The organism is Pectobacterium sp. S5, assembly GCF_051707265.1.
Classification (GTDB): domain Bacteria; phylum Pseudomonadota; class Gammaproteobacteria; order Enterobacterales; family Enterobacteriaceae; genus Pectobacterium; species Pectobacterium polare.
Genome location: NZ_JAULSZ010000003.1, coordinates 20,560 through 40,354 on the forward strand (window position 1 = coordinate 20,560; position 19,795 = coordinate 40,354).

The 19,795-nt window shown below is 52.8% G+C and carries 18 protein-coding genes, 2 tRNA genes and 1 riboswitch; of the genes, 10 read left to right on the plus strand and 10 right to left on the minus strand.

Annotated features, from left to right (window positions below; all coding sequences use genetic code 11):
• Nucleotides 1-7: 7 nt before the first annotated feature.
• The gene (gene lysC, locus QWJ20_RS12575) at nt 8-1,384 is read right to left on the minus strand and encodes a lysine-sensitive aspartokinase 3 (protein ID WP_433992674.1); all 1,377 of its coding nucleotides are present in this window, start codon (nt 1,382-1,384) and stop codon (nt 8-10) included.
• 114 nt (nt 1,385-1,498) lie between these two features.
• A riboswitch (Lysine riboswitch) is annotated at nt 1,499-1,692 on the minus strand.
• Between the two features lie 198 nt (nt 1,693-1,890).
• Between lysC and pgi the strand changes: the two genes are divergently transcribed.
• Both pgi and QWJ20_RS12585 read left to right on the plus strand, forming a co-directional pair.
• Entirely contained in the window at nt 1,891-3,540 is a 1,650-nt protein-coding gene (gene pgi / locus QWJ20_RS12580) for a glucose-6-phosphate isomerase (RefSeq protein WP_433992675.1), read from the plus strand.
• A 43-nt stretch (nt 3,541-3,583) separates the two neighbouring features.
• Nucleotides 3,584-3,928: a DUF4156 domain-containing protein gene (locus QWJ20_RS12585; RefSeq protein ID WP_039487234.1), complete on the plus strand. Its 345-nt coding sequence runs from the start codon at nt 3,584-3,586 to the stop codon at nt 3,926-3,928.
• A gap of 66 nt (nt 3,929-3,994) precedes the next feature.
• On the opposite strand, the gene epmB is transcribed toward QWJ20_RS12585, so the two are convergent.
• On the minus strand, nt 3,995-5,047 hold the full coding sequence (epmB, locus tag QWJ20_RS12590; protein ID WP_433992676.1) for an EF-P beta-lysylation protein EpmB: 1,053 nt from the start codon (nt 5,045-5,047) through the stop codon (nt 3,995-3,997).
• A 41-nt stretch (nt 5,048-5,088) separates the two neighbouring features.
• Here epmB and efp point away from each other — a divergent pair, with 41 nt between their 5' ends.
• The 3 genes from efp (at nt 5,089) to QWJ20_RS12605 (ending at nt 6,437) form a co-directional block, all read left to right on the plus strand.
• Nucleotides 5,089-5,655, plus strand: a complete 567-nt coding sequence (efp, locus tag QWJ20_RS12595; protein WP_039279757.1) for an elongation factor P — start codon at nt 5,089-5,091, stop codon at nt 5,653-5,655.
• Between the two features lie 183 nt (nt 5,656-5,838).
• Nucleotides 5,839-5,970, plus strand: coding sequence for an entericidin A/B family lipoprotein (locus QWJ20_RS12600; RefSeq protein WP_005972977.1), 132 nt, complete (start codon nt 5,839-5,841; stop codon nt 5,968-5,970).
• A gap of 113 nt (nt 5,971-6,083) precedes the next feature.
• A complete protein-coding gene (locus tag QWJ20_RS12605; protein ID WP_005972979.1) occupies nt 6,084-6,437 on the plus strand; it encodes a DMT family protein in 354 nt (117 codons plus the stop codon).
• A 39-nt stretch (nt 6,438-6,476) separates the two neighbouring features.
• On the opposite strand, the gene QWJ20_RS12610 is transcribed toward QWJ20_RS12605, so the two are convergent.
• The 5 genes from QWJ20_RS12610 to frdA all read right to left on the minus strand — a co-directional run bounded on the left by QWJ20_RS12610 (nt 6,477) and on the right by frdA (nt 10,493).
• Nucleotides 6,477-7,061: a lipocalin family protein gene (locus tag QWJ20_RS12610; protein WP_226300320.1), complete on the minus strand. Its 585-nt coding sequence runs from the start codon at nt 7,059-7,061 to the stop codon at nt 6,477-6,479.
• 125 nt (nt 7,062-7,186) lie between these two features.
• Nucleotides 7,187-7,543 (minus strand): fumarate reductase subunit FrdD, encoded by a 357-nt coding sequence (gene frdD / locus QWJ20_RS12615; protein WP_039487228.1) that lies wholly within the window; start codon nt 7,541-7,543, stop codon nt 7,187-7,189.
• Nucleotides 7,544-7,557: 14 nt separating this feature from the next.
• A complete protein-coding gene (gene frdC, locus QWJ20_RS12620; protein ID WP_433992841.1) occupies nt 7,558-7,953 on the minus strand; it encodes a fumarate reductase subunit FrdC in 396 nt (131 codons plus the stop codon).
• 13 nt (nt 7,954-7,966) lie between these two features.
• A complete protein-coding gene (locus QWJ20_RS12625) occupies nt 7,967-8,704 on the minus strand; it encodes a succinate dehydrogenase/fumarate reductase iron-sulfur subunit (RefSeq protein WP_095700727.1) in 738 nt (245 codons plus the stop codon).
• Complete coding sequence (gene frdA, locus QWJ20_RS12630; RefSeq protein ID WP_095700726.1) at nt 8,697-10,493, minus strand: fumarate reductase (quinol) flavoprotein subunit; 1,797 nt, start codon at nt 10,491-10,493, stop codon at nt 8,697-8,699. Before frdA ends, QWJ20_RS12625 begins: the two co-directional genes overlap by 8 nt.
• A 473-nt stretch (nt 10,494-10,966) precedes the next feature.
• On the opposite strand from frdA, the gene epmA reads away from it, so the two are divergent.
• Nucleotides 10,967-11,944 (plus strand): elongation factor P--(R)-beta-lysine ligase, encoded by a 978-nt coding sequence (gene epmA / locus QWJ20_RS12635; RefSeq protein ID WP_109411584.1) that lies wholly within the window; start codon nt 10,967-10,969, stop codon nt 11,942-11,944.
• 50 nt (nt 11,945-11,994) lie between these two features.
• Here the strand turns inward: epmA and mscM are convergent, their stop codons facing one another.
• The 3 genes from mscM to rsgA form a co-directional block, all read right to left on the minus strand.
• A complete protein-coding gene (mscM, locus tag QWJ20_RS12640) occupies nt 11,995-15,318 on the minus strand; it encodes a miniconductance mechanosensitive channel MscM (protein ID WP_433992677.1) in 3,324 nt (1,107 codons plus the stop codon).
• 55 nt (nt 15,319-15,373) lie between these two features.
• On the minus strand, nt 15,374-16,402 hold the full coding sequence (gene asd, locus QWJ20_RS12645; RefSeq protein ID WP_095700723.1) for an archaetidylserine decarboxylase: 1,029 nt from the start codon (nt 16,400-16,402) through the stop codon (nt 15,374-15,376).
• 148 nt (nt 16,403-16,550) lie between these two features.
• Nucleotides 16,551-17,600 carry a small ribosomal subunit biogenesis GTPase RsgA gene (rsgA, locus tag QWJ20_RS12650; protein WP_095700722.1) on the minus strand — a complete coding sequence of 350 codons (1,050 nt, stop codon included), beginning with the start codon at nt 17,598-17,600 and terminating at the stop codon, nt 16,551-16,553.
• Nucleotides 17,601-17,783: 183 nt separating this feature from the next.
• Between rsgA and orn the strand changes: the two genes are divergently transcribed.
• From orn to QWJ20_RS12670, 4 genes are all read left to right on the plus strand, one after another.
• Entirely contained in the window at nt 17,784-18,326 is a 543-nt protein-coding gene (orn, locus tag QWJ20_RS12655) for an oligoribonuclease (protein ID WP_010283124.1), read from the plus strand.
• Between the two features lie 216 nt (nt 18,327-18,542).
• Nucleotides 18,543-18,618: transfer RNA gene (locus tag QWJ20_RS12660), tRNA-Gly, on the plus strand.
• 76 nt (nt 18,619-18,694) lie between these two features.
• Nucleotides 18,695-18,770 (plus strand) — tRNA-Gly (locus tag QWJ20_RS12665).
• 467 nt (nt 18,771-19,237) lie between these two features.
• The gene (locus QWJ20_RS12670) at nt 19,238-19,783 is read left to right on the plus strand and encodes a hypothetical protein (protein WP_095992977.1); all 546 of its coding nucleotides are present in this window, start codon (nt 19,238-19,240) and stop codon (nt 19,781-19,783) included.
• Nucleotides 19,784-19,795: the final 12 nt, after the last annotated feature.

The following is a 19,795-nucleotide window of genomic DNA, read 5'->3' on the forward strand; positions in this document are numbered from 1 at the left end:
ACGTTGCTTACTCGAATAGGCTGCGGTGCAGCGTTTGCACGACTCGCTCGGCGTCATCACCCGGTACCAGGAAGCACAGGTTGTTGCTGCTGGCGCCGTAGCAGATCAGGCGAATACGGAAGGGTTCCAGTACGCCAAATACTTCTTTCCCGACGCCACAGGCCTGAGACAGATTGTTGCCGATCAGCGCGACCAGCGACAGATTCTCTTCAACCTCAACCCGACACAGCGATGACAGCTCGGTCAGCAAGGCGCTGGACAGCAGGCTGTCGCCCGTTGAGGTGGAGCCAGTTGTGTCGAGCGTCAGCGCGACGTTGACTTCTGACGTGGTGATCAGGTCAACGGAGATGTTGTGACGCGCCAGAATGCTGAACACTTCGGCCAGAAAACCGCGTGCGTGCAGCATGTTCAGGCTATACAGCTTAAGCAGCGTTTGTTTACGACGCAGCGCCAGCGCGCGGAACAGCGGCGGGTTTTCGGTTTTATTGCACACCAGCGTACCGCCAGCGGCCGGATCTTTGCTTGAGCCGACGAACACAGGGATATCGCTACGCACCGCAGGCAGCAGCGTGGCAGGGTGCAGGACTTTCGCGCCAAATGTCGCCATTTCGGCGGCTTCTTCAAACATGATTTGGTCGATGCGTTTTGCCGTCGGCACCACGCGTGGATCGGTGGTGTAGATGCCGGGAACATCGGTCCAGATATCAATCCGGCTGACGTTGAGCGCTTCGCCCAGCAGCGCCGCCGTATAATCGCTACCGCCGCGACCCAACGTGGTCGTGCGACCTTTCGCTTCGCTGCCGATAAAGCCCTGAGTGATCACCAGACCTTGCTCAAGACGCGGCTGCAACTGGCTACGAGTTAGCTCGCCTAAAACCTCGAAGTCCGGCTGTGCACGGCCAAAGTGATCGTCGGTACGCATGATTTTGCGCACATCGAACCATTCTGCAACGACATCACGCTGGCGCAGAATCTCGACAAACAGCAGGGTAGACATCAGTTCGCCGTGGCTGACCAGTTCATCGGTCAGGGCGTTTGACGTCGCGAGCGCCGTCGCTTCCGACAGGGTGGTGATGCTGTCCAACATGCGATCAATCTCATCGCGAATAACGCTTTGGTCAGTCAGTTTGTCGATGATGGCGTATTGGATTTGGCGGATTTTCGCCAGATGCTCGTCGCGCGTTTCCGGCGTTTGGCCTTCCGCGAGCGCGACCAGTAAATTCGTAATACCCGCTGATGCTGACAGCACCACAACGCGCACATTCGGGTTGGATAACACCACATCAGCACTGCGATTCATGGCGTCAAAGTCCGCCACGCTGGTGCCGCCAAATTTGGCAATAACGGTAGAGTTCGCGTTTGCGGATACTTCAATTGCAGACATGTCAAAAAACCTCGTGTCAGGGGGTAGGCTGTTTTCAATAAACAGCATTCCATTAATCAGCCTTGGCACAGGGGGAGAGCAAAGTAGGGGGCAGGCGTAGAAAATGACTACGATACACCCAGAAGCGCTCCACCTTGCTGGACGTCCATCAGGACAAATCCGGTGACAACCCAGAGGATTCAGCCTCTGTAGTCGACAGGGTGAAAACCGTATTTTCACCCCATCTCGGCGTCGCTCCCCCTCGGATATCATCAGCGGATTACGGTTCCTCCGATATCTTACCTGGGCGACGCGCCTCTTCTGGCTTGCACACCGAGTGTGCAAGTACGGTGTTAGAAATAACGGGTTATGCCGTTTCTGTCAATAAACAATCTGTCTGTAAACAATCTGTCAGTGAACTACAGGGCATAAATCGCTTTTAGCAAGAAAAGGGATCTCAATCTGGATTTTAAGGGATACAATCGATTCAGTCACTTTGAACTCATGCTTAGAGAGAAAGTCGCATTATGAAAAATATTAATCCAAGCCAAACTGCCGCCTGGCAGGCATTACAACACCATTTTGACGCGATGAAAGACGTGCAAATCAGTGAGCTGTTTGCACAAGATAGCGATCGTTTCGCGCATTTTTCCGCGACGTTCGACGATCAGATGCTGGTGGATTACTCCAAAAACCGCATCACGGTAGAAACGATGGAAAAACTGCACGCGCTGGCACGAGAAACCGACCTGTCTGCGGCGATTCAGTCCATGTTTGCCGGCGAGAAAATCAACCGCACGGAAGACCGCGCGGTTCTGCACGTTGCCCTGCGTAACCGCAGCAATACGCCGATTCTGGTGGATGGCAAAGATGTGATGCCGGAAGTCAACGCGGTGCTGGCGAAGATGAAAGATTTCAGCGAACGCGTGATTGGCGGTGAGTGGAAAGGCTATACCGGCAAAACAATTACCGACGTGGTTAATATCGGTATCGGCGGCTCCGATCTCGGCCCGTTTATGGTAACGGAAGCGCTGAAGCCTTATAAAAATCACCTCAACATGCACTTTGTCTCCAACGTTGACGGCACGCACATCGCTGAAACGTTGAAGCCGCTGAACCCAGAAACCACGCTGTTCCTCGTCGCGTCGAAAACCTTCACCACGCAGGAAACCATGACCAACGCGCACAGCGCTCGCGACTGGTTCCTGAAAACGGCTCAGGACGATAAGCACGTCGCCAAGCACTTTGCTGCGCTGTCCACCAACGCGAAAGCCGTCGGCGAATTTGGTATCGATACCGACAACATGTTCGAATTCTGGGACTGGGTTGGCGGACGCTACTCTCTGTGGTCGGCGATTGGGCTGTCGATCATTCTCTCTCTGGGCTTTGATAACTTTGAAAAACTGCTCAGCGGCGCGCACGCGATGGACAAGCACTTTGCTTCCACGCCAGCGGAGAAAAACCTGCCTGTGCTGCTGGCGCTGATCGGCATTTGGTACAACAATTTCTTCGGTGCTGAAACTGAAGCGATTCTGCCGTATGACCAATACATGCACCGTTTTGCTGCCTATTTCCAACAGGGAAATATGGAATCCAACGGGAAATCGGCCGATCGCAACGGCAATCCAGTGGATTACCAGACTGGACCGATTATCTGGGGTGAACCGGGTACGAACGGCCAGCATGCCTTCTACCAGTTGATCCATCAGGGTACCAAGCTGGTTCCGTGTGATTTCATTGCGCCGGCGGTTAGCCATAACCCACTGAGCGATCACCACAGCAAGCTGCTGTCGAACTTCTTTGCACAAACGGAAGCGCTGGCGTTCGGGAAGAGCCGTGACGTGGTGGAAGCCGAATTTGCGGCGGCAGGCAAAAGTCCAAAAGAGGTGGAACACGTCGCGCCGTTTAAAGTATTCGAAGGCAATCGCCCGACCAACTCTATCCTGCTGCGCGAAATCACCCCGTACAGCCTGGGAGCGTTGATTGCGCTGTATGAGCACAAGATCTTCACTCAGGGCGCGATCCTGAACATCTTCACATTCGATCAGTGGGGCGTGGAGTTAGGGAAACAACTGGCGAACCGTATTCTGCCAGAGCTGGAAAATGACAGTACGATCGACAGCCATGACAGTTCTACCAACGGACTGATCAACCGCTTCAAGGCGTGGCGTAACTAATCGGGCCTGTGCCCTTTGGTTTTTCAATCGCAAGGAGGAAGACATGCAGGTTCGTATTTTGTTGGGGCTATCAGCCGCCGTTTTGCTGGCGGGGTGCAGCAGCACCAGTCAACTCAGCGCTGCTGGGCAAGCCGTGGCGTTCACGGATACCAAACCAGGAAGCGAATGTCAGCTGTTGGGGCAAGCCAGCGGTAGCCAGTCTAACTGGCTGGCAGGAAACCATAGCGACGGCAGTTCTATGCGCAGTGCGGCAAACGATCTGCGCAATAAAGCGGCGGCGATGGGGGGCAATACCATCTATGGCACAACCAGTTCGAGCGAAACCTTCTGGTCGAGCTTTGCGCCGCTAGACAGCAAGATGAACGGCAGCGTCTACAAATGTCCTTAAGCTAAAGAAAAACCCGGTGAGAGTGGAGTGATCCGCTCTCACCGCATCATTCACTCACTCGGTCGCTCAACGTAATAGATCGGCATCGTCCTGATGCTGCTTCATCCCTAAATCCAGCGGCGTTTTGCTGGCTTCCCCACCAATTTCCCGCGCCAGACGGGGCACCAGATAGCCAGATACCTTCTTCAGCAGCGCTTTAACTAAGACGCGTGCCTCGTTGTCATCTACCAGAAAATGCGCGGCACCCTGAACCTTATCCAGTACGTGCAGGTAATAAGGCAGAATGCCTGCGTCAAATAGCGCATTACTGAGCCTGGCGAGTGTCTCTGCACTGTCATTCACCCCGCGCAGCAGCACGCTTTGGTTGAGCAGCGTCACGCCCGCACGGCGCAAGCGTGCCATACTTTGTGTTAAATCAGGATCAATTTCCTGCGGGTGGTTAATATGCGTCACCAGTAGCACCTGAAGTGAACTGCGTGACAGGCGATCGCATAGCGCGTCGGTAATGCGCGCAGGGATCACCACCGGCAAACGGCTGTGAATGCGCAGACGTTTCAGATGTGGGATGTTTTCCAGCTCGGTGATCAGCCAGTCCAGCTCGTGGTCTTTGGCCATCAGCGGGTCACCACCGGAAAAAATAATTTCATCCAGTTCTGGGTGCAGGCGGATATAATCCAGCGCCTGACGCCAGTTTGCCTTGTTGCCCTGATTATCCTGATAGGGAAAATGGCGGCGGAAGCAGTAGCGGCAGTTTACCGCACAGCCGCCTTTAACCAGCAGCAGGGCGCGGTTGTGATATTTGTGCAGTAGCCCCGGCACGACGCTGTGTTGCTCCTCAAGCGGGTCATGAGTGAAGCCTGGGGTGGCGATAAACTCTTCACGCGCGGTCAATACCTGTAGCAGCAACGGATCGTCAGGATTGCCTTTTTGCATCCGTGCAGCGAATGCGCGCGGTACACGCAGCGCAAAAAGCCTGCGCGCATCACTGCCTTGCCGAAGTTTAGCGTGATCGTTCAGTGCCAAAAGTTGCAGTAATTCATCAGGATCGGTAATTACGTCTGCAAGTTGCTGCAACCAATCTTCTCTGGAAGGTATATTTAGGGTTACAATGTGTGCCATTTTTTGGCTTCGTACCAGTATTAAAATTATAGAGGGCCTTTATGGCGACTTATTCTAGCAACGATTTCCGTTCCGGTCTTAAAATCATATTCGAAGGCGAACCGTATGCCGTCGAATCCAGTGAGTTTGTTAAGCCGGGTAAAGGCCAGGCTTTTGCTCGCGTAAAAATGCGTCGCCTGTTGACGGGCTCTCGCGTTGAAAAAACCTTCAAGTCTACCGATTCTGCAGAAGGCGCAGACGTCGTCGATACCAACATGAACTACCTGTACAACGACGGTGAGTTCTACCACTTCATGCACCCTGAGACGTTTGAACAGCATCAGGTTGAAGAGAAGACCGTTGGTGACGCCGCAAAATGGCTGCAAGACAACGCAGAATGTATCGTTACTCTGTGGAACGGTAGCCCAATCACCGTTCAGCCACCGAATTTCATCGAAGCTGAAATCACCGATACCGATCCAGGCCTGAAAGGCGATACTGCCGGTACCGGTGGTAAGCCAGCAACGCTGAGCACTGGCGCAGTTGTTAAAGTGCCATTGTTCGTGCAGATCGGCGAAGTTGTCAAAGTTGACACCCGTTCTGGCGAATACGTATCACGCGTTAAGTAATTAATGCGAAAAAGGTCGCCTTCTGTGAGGGCGGCCTTTTTAATTCATTTTTTCCTCACTCAAGCCTTCCCCTGCTTTGCTCCTCGTCCGAAAAAACCTCCACAAGAATTAAAATTGGCTACGCTTAAAAAGCAGTCACTTTCGTACCGTTGAAATCCTACTCTCATAAAGAAGGAACCGAGTATGTTGAAGAAAGCTTTTGTTGCCATTTTCTCTCTGGTTATTCTCTCTGCGGTGGTTGGGTGCAATACCACCCGAGGCGTTGGGCAAGATGTTGAAGCGGGTGGGAAGGCTATTCAGCGCAGCGCCCAATAGATAACGTAGGAAATAAGTCGTAATAACTTTTCCGAGTGGAAGAAAATGCCGTTTATGGTGTTTTCTTCCCCGCGGCGAGATAATGTGAAAGTGGATCACTCGGAGAAGTAATAATGTCGCCTCTTTTCATTACTGTCGGCATGCTGACGTTGAGTAATATATTTATGACGTTCGCCTGGTACGGGCATTTACGCTATTTCAGTGGCCGAACGTGGATAATTGCTGCGTTGATCAGTTGGGGTATCGCATTATTTGAATACCTTCTACAGGTGCCGGCCAATCGGATTGGTTATCAGGTTGCCTCTGCCGGTCAATTGAAAATATTGCAGGAAGTGATCAGCCTTTCCGTATTTATCCCTTTCTCCATGTTCATTTTAAAAGAACCGTTCCGCACCGATTATATTTGGGCGGGGTTGTGTCTGCTGGGCGCGGTTTTCTTTATGTTTCGCGATAAGATTATGGGATAACGCACCGGTTATCCCATTGTTGCGCCCAATACGCTTAAATTACTGATTGACCCAGATAAGCGCTTCTGTCGGGAAGCCGTAGCGTTTGGCTGTGGCGACGAGTTTGTCGCGTGTCGCAGCATCTAACGTTGGCGTGCGTGAGAGAATCCACAGGTAGTCGCGGTTCGGCCCGCAAATCAGGGCGTAGCGGTAGTCGTCGTCCAGTTCAATAATGTTGTAACCGCCATAGAACGGCCCGAAGAACGACACTTTCAGTGCGCCCTGCTGGGGCGAACCCGTGAAATACGCTTTCCCAATGCTCTCTTTCCATTCCTGTTTTTCGACGTTAAAGCCGCGATTGATCACTTTGATACCGCCGTCATCCCGCGGGCTGTAGGTTGCCGTCACGCGTTCCATATTGCGTTCAAAGCGGTGGTCGAGGCGGGCGATCTCATACCATGTGCCGAGGTAACGATTGACGTCAAAATTTTCCACGACGGTGACGTTATCGGGCGGCGTTACGCTACAGGCGACAGAAAAGAGTGCTATCAGCGCGGCAATGCACGCTTTCCCACGTCGTCTAATTTTGAAGAGAAGGCTTTTGAATAACGTGGTGTTAAAGCGAATAGCGTTAAAGGGCATCATATTGACATCTCATCGTTTTCATCTTTGTTCCAGTGTAGACGATGGATGTGGTCAGGCGGGGAAATAATACGGCCTGCAATATCGTGCAGGCCGTTAAGTACAGATTCACATCTACAGCGTTGTATCTACAGTGTAACAACACCGATGACGGTAACCACACTCAGGATGGTTGCCAGACCGTAGAACACCCATTTCCCCGCAGGGACGTGGATTTTCAGATCATGCATCGCGTGGTGGATACGGTGCAGGCCACACCAGAGCGGCAATACAATCATCAGCAGTAAAAAGACACGGCCGATAAAGCTCTGGCTGAACGCGGCGATGCGTTCATAGGTTAACGCGTCTGGGAACAAGCCCAGAGGCAGCATCACCCCGACCAGCAGAATGATCACCGGGGCGAAGAACGCGCTCCACATCCCACCGGCGCCGAACAGGCCCCAGAAAGGCGGTTCGTCAGAACGTTTTGGCGTTGGGTTAATCACGTTATTTCTCCTGTTCAGAATAGTAAGGCGATCGCCAGAACGGCTACGGTTACCACCACGGTGACAGCCCACAGCCCTTTAATGATCGGCTCTGGCCCCATTTTTTCATCTTTAATCACGATGATGCTGGCCTTCGGTGCCAGTTCAAACCAGGTTTTGGTATGCAGCGCGGCAGCAAGCAGAGCAACGACATTGATCAGCAGCACCAGTGGGTTTTGCAGGAAGCTGACGAAGCCTGCCCAGCCTTCTGGCCCGTTTTTCAGCGCGAAAACGCCGAACATCAGTACGATGCTGAACCAGACGGCAGGGACGGCAGTCCCTTCACGCACCATATAAAAGCGGTAGAACCCCAGCTTTTTCCACCAGGTCGGCGACATACCGCGAACATACGCTTTACGTTTAGATGTCATCATTGTCCCTCCCTTATTGTGGTTTCAGCATGGCGATCATGAAGTCTTTCGCGCTTTCGACTTTGCCTTGCTGGATAGCCGCGGCAGGGTCGACGTGCTTCGGACACACTTCTGAGCAGTAGCCCACAAACGTACAGCTCCAGACGCCGTTATTCCCGTTCAACTGCGCCATACGCTCTTTCTTGCCGTGATCGCGGTTGTCTAGGTTATAACGGTGCGCCAGCGTAATTGCCGCCGGGCCGATGAACTCAGGGTTCAGGCCGAACTGCGGGCATGCCGCGTAGCACAGACCACAGTTAATACAGCCGGAGAACTGGTGATACTTCGCCATTTGCGCCGGAGTCTGCTTATTCGGGCCATCAGCAGGTTTACGATCGTTGCCGATGATATACGGCTTGATGGCTTCCAGACTCTCGATGAAGTGGGTCATATCGACCACCAAATCGCGCTCGATAGGGAAGTTGCCCAGCGCTTCGACCTTCAGACCGTTCGTGTATTCACGCAGAAAGGTTTTACAGGCCAGTTTAGGGACGTTATTCACCATCATGCCGCAGGAACCACAGATTGCCATACGGCAGGACCAGCGGTAGGACAGATCCGGTGCCAGGTTATCTTTGATGTAACCCAGCGCATCCAGCAGGGACGTCTGCGTGTTGTACGGAACATCGAACGCTTCAAAATACGGTTCGCTGTCCTGTTCAGGGTTATAGCGCATGACTTCCATTTTCAGGGTTTTGATCATCTCAGCCATTCGCCTGCTCCTTCTTGCTGCCTTCCTGCGCATCACCTTCTGCACCGTATACGCGTTTGGCCGGTGGAAGTTTGGTAATCTTCACATCGCTATACTCCAGACGAGGTGCGCCTTCCGGGTTATAGAACGCCAGCGTATGCTTCAGGAAGTTAACGTCATCACGCTCGGTGCAACCGTCATCCAGACGCTGGTGGGCGCCGCGAGATTCTTTACGGTTGATCGCCGAGTGCGCCATACATTCCGCAACATCTAGGCTATGGCCCAGCTCAACGGTGTACAGCAGGTCGGTGTTGAACACGCTGGAGCGGTCGGTGATTTTCACGCGTTTGAAGCGTTCTTTCAGCTCAGCCATCTTATCGACGGTTTTCTGCATCAGATCGGTGGTGCGGTAAATACCACAGCCTTCTTCCATCGACATGCCCATTTCATCGCGGATTTTCGCCCAGCTTTCGGTGCCTTCCTGATTCATCAGATCATGCAGGCGTTGTTCGATGTCGCGGGTTTGTGCGTCCAGCGCGGTGCCATTGGCCGGTGCTGCCGCCTGCGCGCGCTGTACGGCGTGCTCACCTGCAACGCGACCGAAGACCACCAGTTCGGCCAGCGAGTTGGAACCGAGACGGTTCGCGCCGTGCAGACCAACCGAGGAACATTCGCCGACGGCGAACAGACCCTTGATGCGGGTTTCGCAGTTCTGATCGGTTTCAATGCCGCCCATCGTATAGTGCGCAGTAGGACGGATAGGAATCGGCTCTTTCACCGGATCGACGCCGACATAGGCTTTTGCCAGTTCGCAGATGAACGGCAGACGTTCCTGAAGTTTCTTCTCGCCGAGGTGGCGCAGATCGAGGTAAACCACATCGCCCAACGGGGTTGAGACAGTGCGGCCTGCGCGCCATTCGTGCCAGAATGCCTGCGAGACTTTATCGCGCGGCCCCAACTCCATGTATTTGTTTTTCGGTTCGCCGAGCGGCGTTTCCGGGCCCATGCCGTAGTCTTGCAGATAGCGGTAGCCATCTTTGTTGACCATGATGCCGCCTTCGCCGCGACAGCCTTCGGTCATCAGGATACCGGAACCGGGCAAGCCGGTCGGGTGATATTGAACAAATTCCATATCACGCAGCGGAACGCCGTGGCGGAACGCCATGCCCATGCCGTCGCCTGTGACGATGCCGCCGTTGGTGTTGTAACGGTACACGCGACCTGCGCCGCCTGTCGCCAGCACCACGGCGTTAGCGCGGATCTGAATCAGCGAACCTTCCATCATATTGATGGCAACGAGGCCGCGCGCCTGGCCGTCATCGACCAGAACGTCGAGGACAAAGTGCTCGTCGAAGCGTTGGATTTGCGGATATTTAAGGGAAGTTTGGAACAGGGTATGCAGCATGTGGAAGCCGGTCTTATCGGCGGCAAACCAGGTGCGTTCGATCTTCATCCCGCCAAAGCGGCGAACGTTGACAGAACCATCTGGTTTACGGCTCCAGGGGCAGCCCCACTGTTCCAGTTGAATCATCTCTTCCGGGCAGCGCTTGACGAAGTGCTCAACAACGTCTTGTTCACACAGCCAGTCGCCACCAGACACGGTGTCATTGAAGTGATAATCGAAGCTATCGTGTTCCTGAGTCACTGCTGCTGATCCACCTTCTGCCGCCACGGTATGGCTACGCATTGGGTAGACTTTTGAGATCAGCGCAATTTTCAGTTGAGGGTTGGCTTCCGCGGCAGCAATTGCTGCTCGTAGGCCAGCGCCTCCAGCCCCGATAATGGCTAAATCGGCGTTAAAGGTTTGCAATGCATTCCTCCAGTTACTTAAGTTAATTAAGTTAAAATAAAAAAATAATATCTATTCGTTTCTGTCTTTATATCCGAGCTTAATATCAAACCCGCTGAAAATTATGTGATAGATGTATAAAGAATAGATAAACCTATAATTTTTGTGTGGGAATGATTATACCGAATTATGGGTAGATGAAATTTGATGTGATCCTGCATTTTGCGGTTTTTTCAGTGGGTCGCGTATTTATTGATAAAAACGTGATCGAAAGGCTTATTTAGGGGGGAATAATGCTTTTATTTCTTTAATAACCCTTTTGAGGTGGATATAAGAAAATGATCCACTGGATATAATTTACGGCTGCTATCTTGATCGCTCCCTCCTAGAGGGTAGAGCAGCATTGCTGAAAAGCGCGTCTGGCCTTTTTTCCGCTGGAATTTTGGGCTGATGCGGGTAGACTGCACCCCCTGTTTGACTTTGGAGTAAGAACCATGAGCGAGACGACAAGTTGGCAACCTAGTGCTTCTGTCGCTAATTTGTTGAAACGAGCGTCGATCATTGCTGCTGTCCGACGTTTCTTCACCGATCGTGGTGTACTGGAGGTCGAAACGCCCGCGATGAGCCAGGCTACGGTAACGGATATTTTCTTATACCCGTTCCAGACCCGCTTCGTTGGCCCCGGTGCTGCGGATGGCATGACGCTGTATTTGATGACGAGCCCGGAATACCACATGAAACGTCTGCTGGCTGCCGGCAGCGGACCGATCTTTCAACTGGGCCGCAGTTTCCGCAATGAAGAATCAGGCCGACACCACAACCCAGAATTCACGATGCTGGAATGGTATCGCCCTCACTATGATATGTACCGCCTGATGAATGAGGTCGATGACCTGTTGCAGCAGGTACTGGATTGTGAAAGCGCGGAAATGCTCTCCTATCAGCAGGCGTTTTTACGCCATCTGGAGATCGACCCTCTGTCTGTTGATAAAGCGCAGCTGCGCGAAGCAGCAGAAAAACTCGGGCTGGGCGATATCGCCTGCCGTGAAGACGATCGCGATTCTCTGGTACAGATGCTGTTCACCTTTGGCGTTGAGCCGCATATCGGGCGTGACAAACCGGCGTTTGTCTATCATTTCCCGGCAACGCAGGCCTCACTGGCCGAGATCAGTTCGGAAGACCATCGCGTCGCCGAGCGTTTTGAAGTCTATTTCAAGGGGATCGAGCTGGCGAACGGCTTCCGTGAATTGACCGATGCCGATGAGCAACGTCAGCGCTTCGAGCAGGATAACCGCAAGCGTGCCGCGCGTGGTCTGCCACAGCAGCCGATTGATGAAAATCTGCTGGCGGCGCTGAAACACGGTCTGCCGGAGTGTGCCGGTGTGGCGTTAGGTGTGGATCGTTTGATCATGCTGGCGCTGAATGCCGAGAGGCTGAGTGATGTGATCGCGTTCTCCGTCGATCGCGCGTAATCCGTTTGAAGTAGGGCGGGGCCAGATCTGGCCCCGCCCGTTTTCCCTTCTTATAAGCTGCCCGGCGTCCGCTGCCGTGGCGTCAGCGTTTTTCCACTGCGCGACAGATTGTCCATTTTCACCTGGAACGGTGGGAAAGGAAGCTCCAGATTATGTTTGCGGTAGTTTTCCAGAATCAGCTGATGCAGTTCGTGGCGCAGCGGCATACGGTGCCCCATTTCGGCGGCGAACACGCGCAGCTCGAAAATCTGAATCCCCTGTTGCAGGTCAACCAGGAAAGCTTCGGGCTCTGGCGTATCCAGAATCAGCGAACAGCGCTTCACTGCGTCCATCAGCAGTTCCGTGACTTCCTGACTGTTCGCGTTCGCCGGAGCTGGCACCGTCATCACCACACGCGTGACCGAATCCGACAGCGACCAGTTGATAAACTGCTCGGTGATAAATGCCTTGTTCGGCACGATGATCTCTTTGCGATCCCAGTCGGAAATGGTGGTGGCGCGGGTATTAATACGCATGACGCTACCCGTGAGATCGCGGATCGTGACCGTATCGCCGATGCGGATCGGTTTCTCAAACAGGATGATCAGGCCGGAGATAAAGTTGGCGAAGATCTCCTGCAAGCCGAATCCGAGTCCCACACCCAGTGCGGCAACCAGCCATTGCAGTTTCGACCATTCGATCCCGATCAACGAGAAGCCCATCAGACAGCCGATCAGCATCAGAATATATTTGCTGATGGTGGTAATGGCGTAGCCGCTGCCCGGCGACAGATCCAAATGCTGTAGGATCGCCAGCTCCAGCAGGGCGGGTAGGTTACGTACCAGCTGTGCGGTAATAATGAAGATCAGAATCGCGATCAGCACCGATCCCAGCGTAATCGCCTGCACGCTTTCCACGCCTTTGACCGTGCTGGAGACATCCCACAGGCTGATATTTTCCAGGAATGCGAAGGCAGAATGAATTTCCGACCACAGCGCGATAACGGAAACCAGCGCAATCAGCGTCAGAATGGAGCGTACCAGCTGCAAGGATTTGGCGCTGATGGCATCCAGATCGACGACGGGTTCTTCTACCGCTTCCGAACTACTTTCATGGGACGACGCAGACGTCGTGTCTTCTTCACCTTTGGCACGCTGCGCCAGAATTTCTGAACGTCGCTGTTTGGCGCGATCGAAAGCGATGCGGCGACGCTGAATTAGCATCCAACGGCGAATAATGTGGTAAACCACCAGCAGGAAGAACCAGATAGAGACGGAGGTTTCCAGGCGTGCCAGCAGCGCCTGGGCGGTCGCCAAATAGCCGATGCAGGAGGCCAGCGCGGCAACGAGCGGCATGGCGATCAGGATGTTCCACATCGCACGGTTAACGGAGTTTTCCCCCGAACCTTCTTTATCCAGATGCAGCGGGATACCAGCGCGTTTTAGCCCAGCGGTGACCAAACTCAACGCCATACAGAGCAGGATGAAGCAGAGCCGCCCCAGCGTGCTGGAAAACTCGCGATCGTTGAGTTTATCGAACGTAATCAGCGCCATAATCAGCGGCACGATAAAGGCGATGGAGAGGCGATAGTAGCGCATCGCTCTGGCTACGTGCTCCGGCGACCAGCGGAAGTGGACAATGAACAGCCCCTGCGGATGCGAGAATGAGGCGCTGATCATAACCAGCCACATCAACGGCACGGTAGCGGTCACGCTGTCGCCGATAGCGACGGCAATCGGATAAGGCCAGGCGTTTTGTAGCCCGTATCCCAGCGCGGCCCAGAGCACTGGCAGCGGCAGGGCGGTAAGGATGGACCAGAACACGGTACGCAGCGTCAGCATAAAGTGATCGAGTGTGACCTTGCCGACGCGGCTGCTAGCACGCTCCATAAACGCATGATAGTGACGACGAGAGCTGATACTAAAGCCAACCAGCAGCAGTGCGCCCAGCAGCGGCAGCACGGTTTCCTGGCTGGTCACCATCATCACCAGCGCGCTACCCAGCTGCGTCAGCGTATCTAATGACAGCAGGCGCGTCAGATCCTGTACCAGTTTGAGCGGATAAGCGAACGTCACGGGCTCGACATCCGCAACCCAGAACAGGTCACGATGAGCCGCTTCCCGTGTTTCGGTTAGTGCATCCGACAGCTGGTTATTGGCGACTTTGAGTTTGGTTAACTCCAGTATTTGCGAATCACAGCCGGAGATCAGTGAGGTCAGCAGGTCGCGCTGGGTTCGCATCTGGTCGGCCAGAATGCGCTGCTGTTCGCTGGTCAGCGGATCGCCGTTATCCTGTTTGGCGCTATCAGGATCCTGCGGTTTGTTGATCAGATCTTCAAAGTGCAGGCGCTGTACGCGCAGCTGTGCCATGTCGCTATCCAGCAACTGAGGCTTGGGCATTTCCGGCAGGCGGGCGATCTGTGCCCGTAAGGTTTCACCCAATATCGGTGAAACACCGAGCCACTGTGCCTGTTCGCGAATGGTGCTCAGCGCCTGACGAACCTGAATGGTGTGCGTGGCAGCCTGACGCTGCTGAGAAGCAATGAGGTCCATCCGCTGTGCTTGCTGGTTCAGCGCGACGGAGAGCTCGCGATTAACCTGTAGCTGCTTGCTGATGACGCTAGGTAAATCGCCACTTTGTTCGGCGAGCAGCTCTGTGCGCTCTAATGCCTGTTCGGCTTCACGCTGGCGCAGGTTGTTGAGTCTGCTGCGTAAATCCTGTTGCAGCAGATCCATCCTGTCGTAGCGCTTTTTATACAGTTCGACACGTAGCCGAGACAGCTCCTGACGATTGCTGGCTGACAGCTGTGCCAGCTCCAGTTCGTCCACCCGGCTTTTGCGCAGGGCGGATTCGGCCTGAAGCGCGACGAGTTGCGCTTGCCCCAGCGGGGTAGCAGGCGTACCGAGAGACTGAATACGGCGTTCCGCATCGTTTTGCATGCGGCTGGCTTCAGTTTGCTGCTGCGGAAGCTGGCTCAGTGAGTCGCTGATTTCACGCAGCCGATCTTGTTCCTGCTGGAGCTGGCGGGCCTGTTCCAACAACTGGCTGCTGGTTTGCAGTAACTGCTGTTCGAGATCGTTACTGGAGAGACTTTCTGAAATAGACGACGATTTGCCATCTTCGGCATTCAGCTGGCGACGCAGCTCTTGAACCAGCTTAGGGAAATCATCAATGACGCGCTGATACTGTGTGGCGCGCTCCAGTGACTCTTTGCGGTCCTGCAGGGTGTTCAGTGCAGCCTGATATTCTTCAATGACTTTCGCCTGATCGGCTGCACCTTTGTTGGCTTCCGCCTGCTGTAGCTGCTGGCGTAACTGCGCCTCATTGGGCGCAGTGGCAGCCAACGCGGCAGTTGATAATAAACATCCCAAAAGAAAAGTCAGAATCAGACGCACGTTAGCTACCTTTTTACAAACAACACTCTTACAAGCGACTAAAGTCGGACGTTATTTACGGCGCGTCGGGTTTGTGGCCCGTCTGGCCGGCTGCATCAGCTGCAGGATTTTGTCCCTCAACCTGAGCTGGCTCAGATGTTACAGCGGCAGGCGACAGTGCGGCGTCGTTGGCTTCCAGTTCGGTTCCTTCTGGGAAGACAACAGGCGCTTGCTCATCCTGACGGACTTCGGCAAACGGTTCGCCCATACGCGTCACGCTCATGGTATTCAGGTGTGCGGCAAACTGGAGATTATTGCCGGCAGCAAACAGGTTAATCACGGTTGAGCCGAGCTTGAAGCGACCCATTTCCTCGCCTTTCGCCAGCACGACTGCACCTTCTTCACCCGCCTGCGGGTAAGTCCAACGCTTGATGATGCCTTCACGCGGTGGCGTCACAACGCCGGACCACACGGTTTCGATGCTGCCGACAATGGTCGCACCGACCAGAATCTGTGCCAATGGGCCGAATTCAGTATCAAACAGGCAAATGACGCGTTCGTTACGCGCAAACAGATTCGGCACGTTATCGGCCGTCAGCAGATTGACAGAGAACAGGTCACCTGGCACATAAATCATCTCGCGCAGCACGCCGTCGCACGGCATGTGGAGGCGGTGATAATCACGTGGAGAAAGATAAATGGTGGCAAACAGGCCGTCGCGGAACAGATCGGCCATCACATAGTTGCCAGCCAGCAACGCTTCCAGCGTGTAGTCGTGATTCTTCGCCTGAATCAGCTTGCCGTCGGTAATGGGGCCAAACTGCGACAGCACGCCGTCAGCGGGCTGCACCAGACGGTGCGCATGAGGATCGACAGGACGAATGCCTTGGCGCAGAGGGCGAACGAAAAATTCGTTAAACGTGCGGTAGGAGGCGGTATCCGGCTGCTGCGCTTCCTGCATGTTGACGTTGTATTGGCGGACAAACAGATCGATCACCAGCTTGGTGAGTTTTCCTGCACGCTTATTTGCTCCCCAGCCCGCTAAGCGGGTCAGCCAGATCTTGGGAAGCCAATACTGTAATTTGATTTTGATATTATCCAGCACTGTGAGCCTCTTGGATTAATAGTGCGCCATAAAACAAGCTTTCTGGGGGAACACGCTTAGCTTAGTGCTGTCAGCGGTAGCCCAGAGAGAATAAGCGGATTCACTTATCCTCAAAGGGGGCGCATTGTAGCGACGGTTATGATAAATGTCAGTTATCTGTATCCGAAAAGCCTTTACGCGTTTTTACTTGCGCCATGCTCTCCAGAATCCGGTGATAGTTATCAAAGCGCTCTGTGGCAATCTCTCCGCGCGCAAGTGCGGCATTGATCGCGCAGCCTGGATCGTTTTCATGTTTACAGTCGCGGAACTTACACGAGCCGATGTGTTTACGTAACTCAATGAAACCACTCGTCACCTGTTCAGGCTCCAGATGCCACAGACCAAATTCACGCACGCCCGGTGAGTCGATCACGTCGCCGCCATGCGGGAAGTGATAAAGCCGGGAGGCGGTGGTGGTGTGTTGCCCCAACCCTGAGTTATCAGACACCTCATTTACCAGAATGCGTTCTTCACCCAGAGCAAGCAGCGCATTAAGCAGGCTGGATTTCCCGACACCTGACTGTCCGGCGAAAATACTGATACGGTCAGTGAGTGCCTGCTCCAGTTCAGGGATACCCTGTTGAGTATGGCTGGAAACCATCAGCACGCGATAGTCGAGGGCGCGGTAGATATCCATTTGTTTATCAACAAACTGGCGGGATTTGTCATCCAGCAGGTCAATTTTGTTCAGCACGATCAGCGGGTCGATCTCCAGCGTTTCGCAGGCGACCAGATAGCGATCGATAATGTTCAGCGACAGCTCAGGCAAGATCGCCGAGACGATCACGATCTGATCGATATTGGCGGCGATCGGTTTAATGCCATCGTAATAGTCGGGGCGAGTCAGGACGGAATGGCGGGGGTGAACGGCTTCCACGATCCCGCTGATGCCAGCGAGTGATTCATGGCCGGGGCGCCAGACGACGCGGTCGCCCGTGACCAGCGATGAAATGGTCCGACGAATGTTGCAGCGGTGCACCACGCCATCGGCGGCTTCCACATCGGCGTGCATACCGAATCGGCTGATGATAATACCTTCCTGCGCATCGCCCAGTTGGCTATCTTCCCATTCGACTTTGCTTTCCGTTTTTTTCAGGCGACGCTGGTGGTTTGCGCTAACCCGACGCTGCTGACCTTTCGACAGTTTCTTTTTGCTCACTGAGCCTCACTTAAGACGATTTATCGTTCACGACAGCGGGTTGTCGCTCGCCGCGTTTGAACGGACTATAATACACCCTATTTGATTTTAATTAACTGATACCACCTTGTCGGTATCAGCATTGAGATTGTTACTGGTATCCTTGTATCGACGATAGGGCACAATGCAACAGGAATTCCCACGATGGTAGATGAAAATAACCTGATCTGGATCGATCTCGAAATGACGGGTCTGAACCCGGATCACGATCGCATTATTGAGATCGCAACGCTGGTGACGGATGCAAACTTGAACGTGTTGGCTGAAGGGCCGGTCATGGCGGTGCACCAGTCAGACAGCCAACTGGCGCTGATGGATGACTGGAATGTGCGTACGCACGGTGCCAGCGGACTGACGGATCGCGTCAAAGCCAGCACCACGGATGAACGCGCTGCCGAGCTGGAAACGCTGGCGTTTCTACAAAAATGGGTACCGGCGGGTAAATCGCCGATCTGTGGTAACAGCATCGGTCAGGATCGTCGCTTCCTGTTCCGCTATATGCCAGAGCTGGAAGCCTACTTCCACTACCGCTATCTGGATGTCAGCACGCTCAAAGAACTGGCGCGACGCTGGAAGCCAGAAATTCTGACAGGCTTTAAGAAGCAAGGTACGCATCAGGCGATGGACGACATTCGCGAATCACTGGCGGAACTGGCTTATTACCGTGAGAACTTTCTGCGACTGTAGTCGGTGAAGCAAAACGGGTAGGGTGTGATGCACAGCGATCTGCTGCTATTTACGCCATAACGCCTGTTTTGCCAGCGTATTGTTTTTTTTATCAGCAGTCAGACAATTTTTCATTTTGGGGGGCTTGCGGTTAAACGGATTTCTCGTATAATGCGCACCCCATACCGATGAAGAATTTCAATTAAAGAACTTCAACATCGCGTAAAGATTTCCCGGGCGGGAATAGCTCAGTTGGTAGAGCACGACCTTGCCAAGGTCGGGGTCGCGAGTTCGAGTCTCGTTTCCCGCTCCAAGTTTTATCACTGTTTGTCACCATACAAGCAGTGCGCAGTAATCAGACGTAACGCCTGTTAGTGTCTGTTCGATATGCGGGAATAGCTCAGTTGGTAGAGCACGACCTTGCCAAGGTCGGGGTCGCGAGTTCGAGTCTCGTTTCCCGCTCCAATCTTTTAGTCTCTTTCTTTGATTCAGTATCCTTTTCTCTTTTGACGTATAAAACCCGTTAGACATTTTCTGCTTTTTTCATCGCGTAAGAAACCCATGCTGTACGCTGAGTGATGTCTCTGGGTTGTGCCTTGATCGTTGATATCGTAGATAAATCATTTTATTAAATACTTAGCTTGATTATATTTATTCTGATGTCTGTTTCTATTTTATTTTTTTGTGTCGGTTTGATTTTGACGTAATATCAAAATCTGACTATGTTTATAACCAGAATGAATTTATAAAATCACGTCATTTAAAATGATGCTGGTTATTATCGTGCTTTTTCAGTGATTTGTTTTTCTATCCGAGCTTATCTGGGAAATACCTTTAAAATTTCATGAAGTATCCCGGTTAGTTATTTAATAATTAACGGATTGTTAGCATGGTTCATATGGTTTTCCTGTAGATAAAAGAGGATTGAAAAAATGAACGCAATGAATAGCACTATTTTACACGTTGTAGCAACGGCAGCCTTGGTGATGAGTGGGTTTGCTCAGGCTGATGACATGGCAAAAGCACATACCGGAAAAGACCAAGTTGAATTAAAACATATTCATGCTGTCCTGCAAAATGGAACGCCTAGCCCGCAGCACGATGCGATGTGTGAGAAACAGCTGAATATGCCTGAATCAAAATACGTCGGTATGAAAGTGACAACAGAATATAACATTAATACCCAGTCAATGATGATGTCAGCAAAATCCATGTTCCCTTCGCCACACAGTACGCAACCCATGGAATTAACGGCTGACTTATCCCCTCTCGGTTTATCTGATAGCTACTCGTTTGGTGCATTTAAACCTAGTTCCTTACCAAATGCTTATATTATTTTCTCTGTTGATAAAAAAATGAAAAACCCGGTGAGCACTTTTATGGTTATTAATGAAAGTGAAACTTACAATTGCGTTATTAGCAGTTCAAAGGATGGCCTAAGCAAAGAGGCAATGAAAAGCATTGAAATGAAGAAATAATAATTCTTTATT

Excerpts from the sequence above, each read along its gene's own strand:
- pgi (WP_433992675.1), top strand. The coding sequence starts at position 1,891 with ATGAAAAATATTAATCCAAGCCAAACTGCCGCCTGGCAGGCATTACAA.
- epmB (WP_433992676.1), bottom strand. The coding sequence starts at position 5,047 with ATGGCACACATTGTAACCCTAAATATACCTTCCAGAGAAGATTGGTTG.
- QWJ20_RS12610 (WP_226300320.1), bottom strand. The coding sequence starts at position 7,061 with ATGATGCCCTTTAACGCTATTCGCTTTAACACCACGTTATTCAAAAGC.
- efp (WP_039279757.1), top strand. The coding sequence starts at position 5,089 with ATGGCGACTTATTCTAGCAACGATTTCCGTTCCGGTCTTAAAATCATA.
- frdC (WP_433992841.1), bottom strand. The coding sequence starts at position 7,953 with ATGACATCTAAACGTAAAGCGTATGTTCGCGGTATGTCGCCGACCTGG.
- QWJ20_RS12600 (WP_005972977.1), top strand. The coding sequence starts at position 5,839 with ATGTTGAAGAAAGCTTTTGTTGCCATTTTCTCTCTGGTTATTCTCTCT.
- QWJ20_RS12670 (WP_095992977.1), top strand. The coding sequence starts at position 19,238 with ATGAACGCAATGAATAGCACTATTTTACACGTTGTAGCAACGGCAGCC.
- epmA (WP_109411584.1), top strand. The coding sequence starts at position 10,967 with ATGAGCGAGACGACAAGTTGGCAACCTAGTGCTTCTGTCGCTAATTTG.
- QWJ20_RS12585 (WP_039487234.1), top strand. The coding sequence starts at position 3,584 with ATGCAGGTTCGTATTTTGTTGGGGCTATCAGCCGCCGTTTTGCTGGCG.
- QWJ20_RS12625 (WP_095700727.1), bottom strand. The coding sequence starts at position 8,704 with ATGGCTGAGATGATCAAAACCCTGAAAATGGAAGTCATGCGCTATAAC.
- lysC (WP_433992674.1), bottom strand. The coding sequence starts at position 1,384 with ATGTCTGCAATTGAAGTATCCGCAAACGCGAACTCTACCGTTATTGCC.
- QWJ20_RS12605 (WP_005972979.1), top strand. The coding sequence starts at position 6,084 with ATGTCGCCTCTTTTCATTACTGTCGGCATGCTGACGTTGAGTAATATA.
- orn (WP_010283124.1), top strand. The coding sequence starts at position 17,784 with ATGGTAGATGAAAATAACCTGATCTGGATCGATCTCGAAATGACGGGT.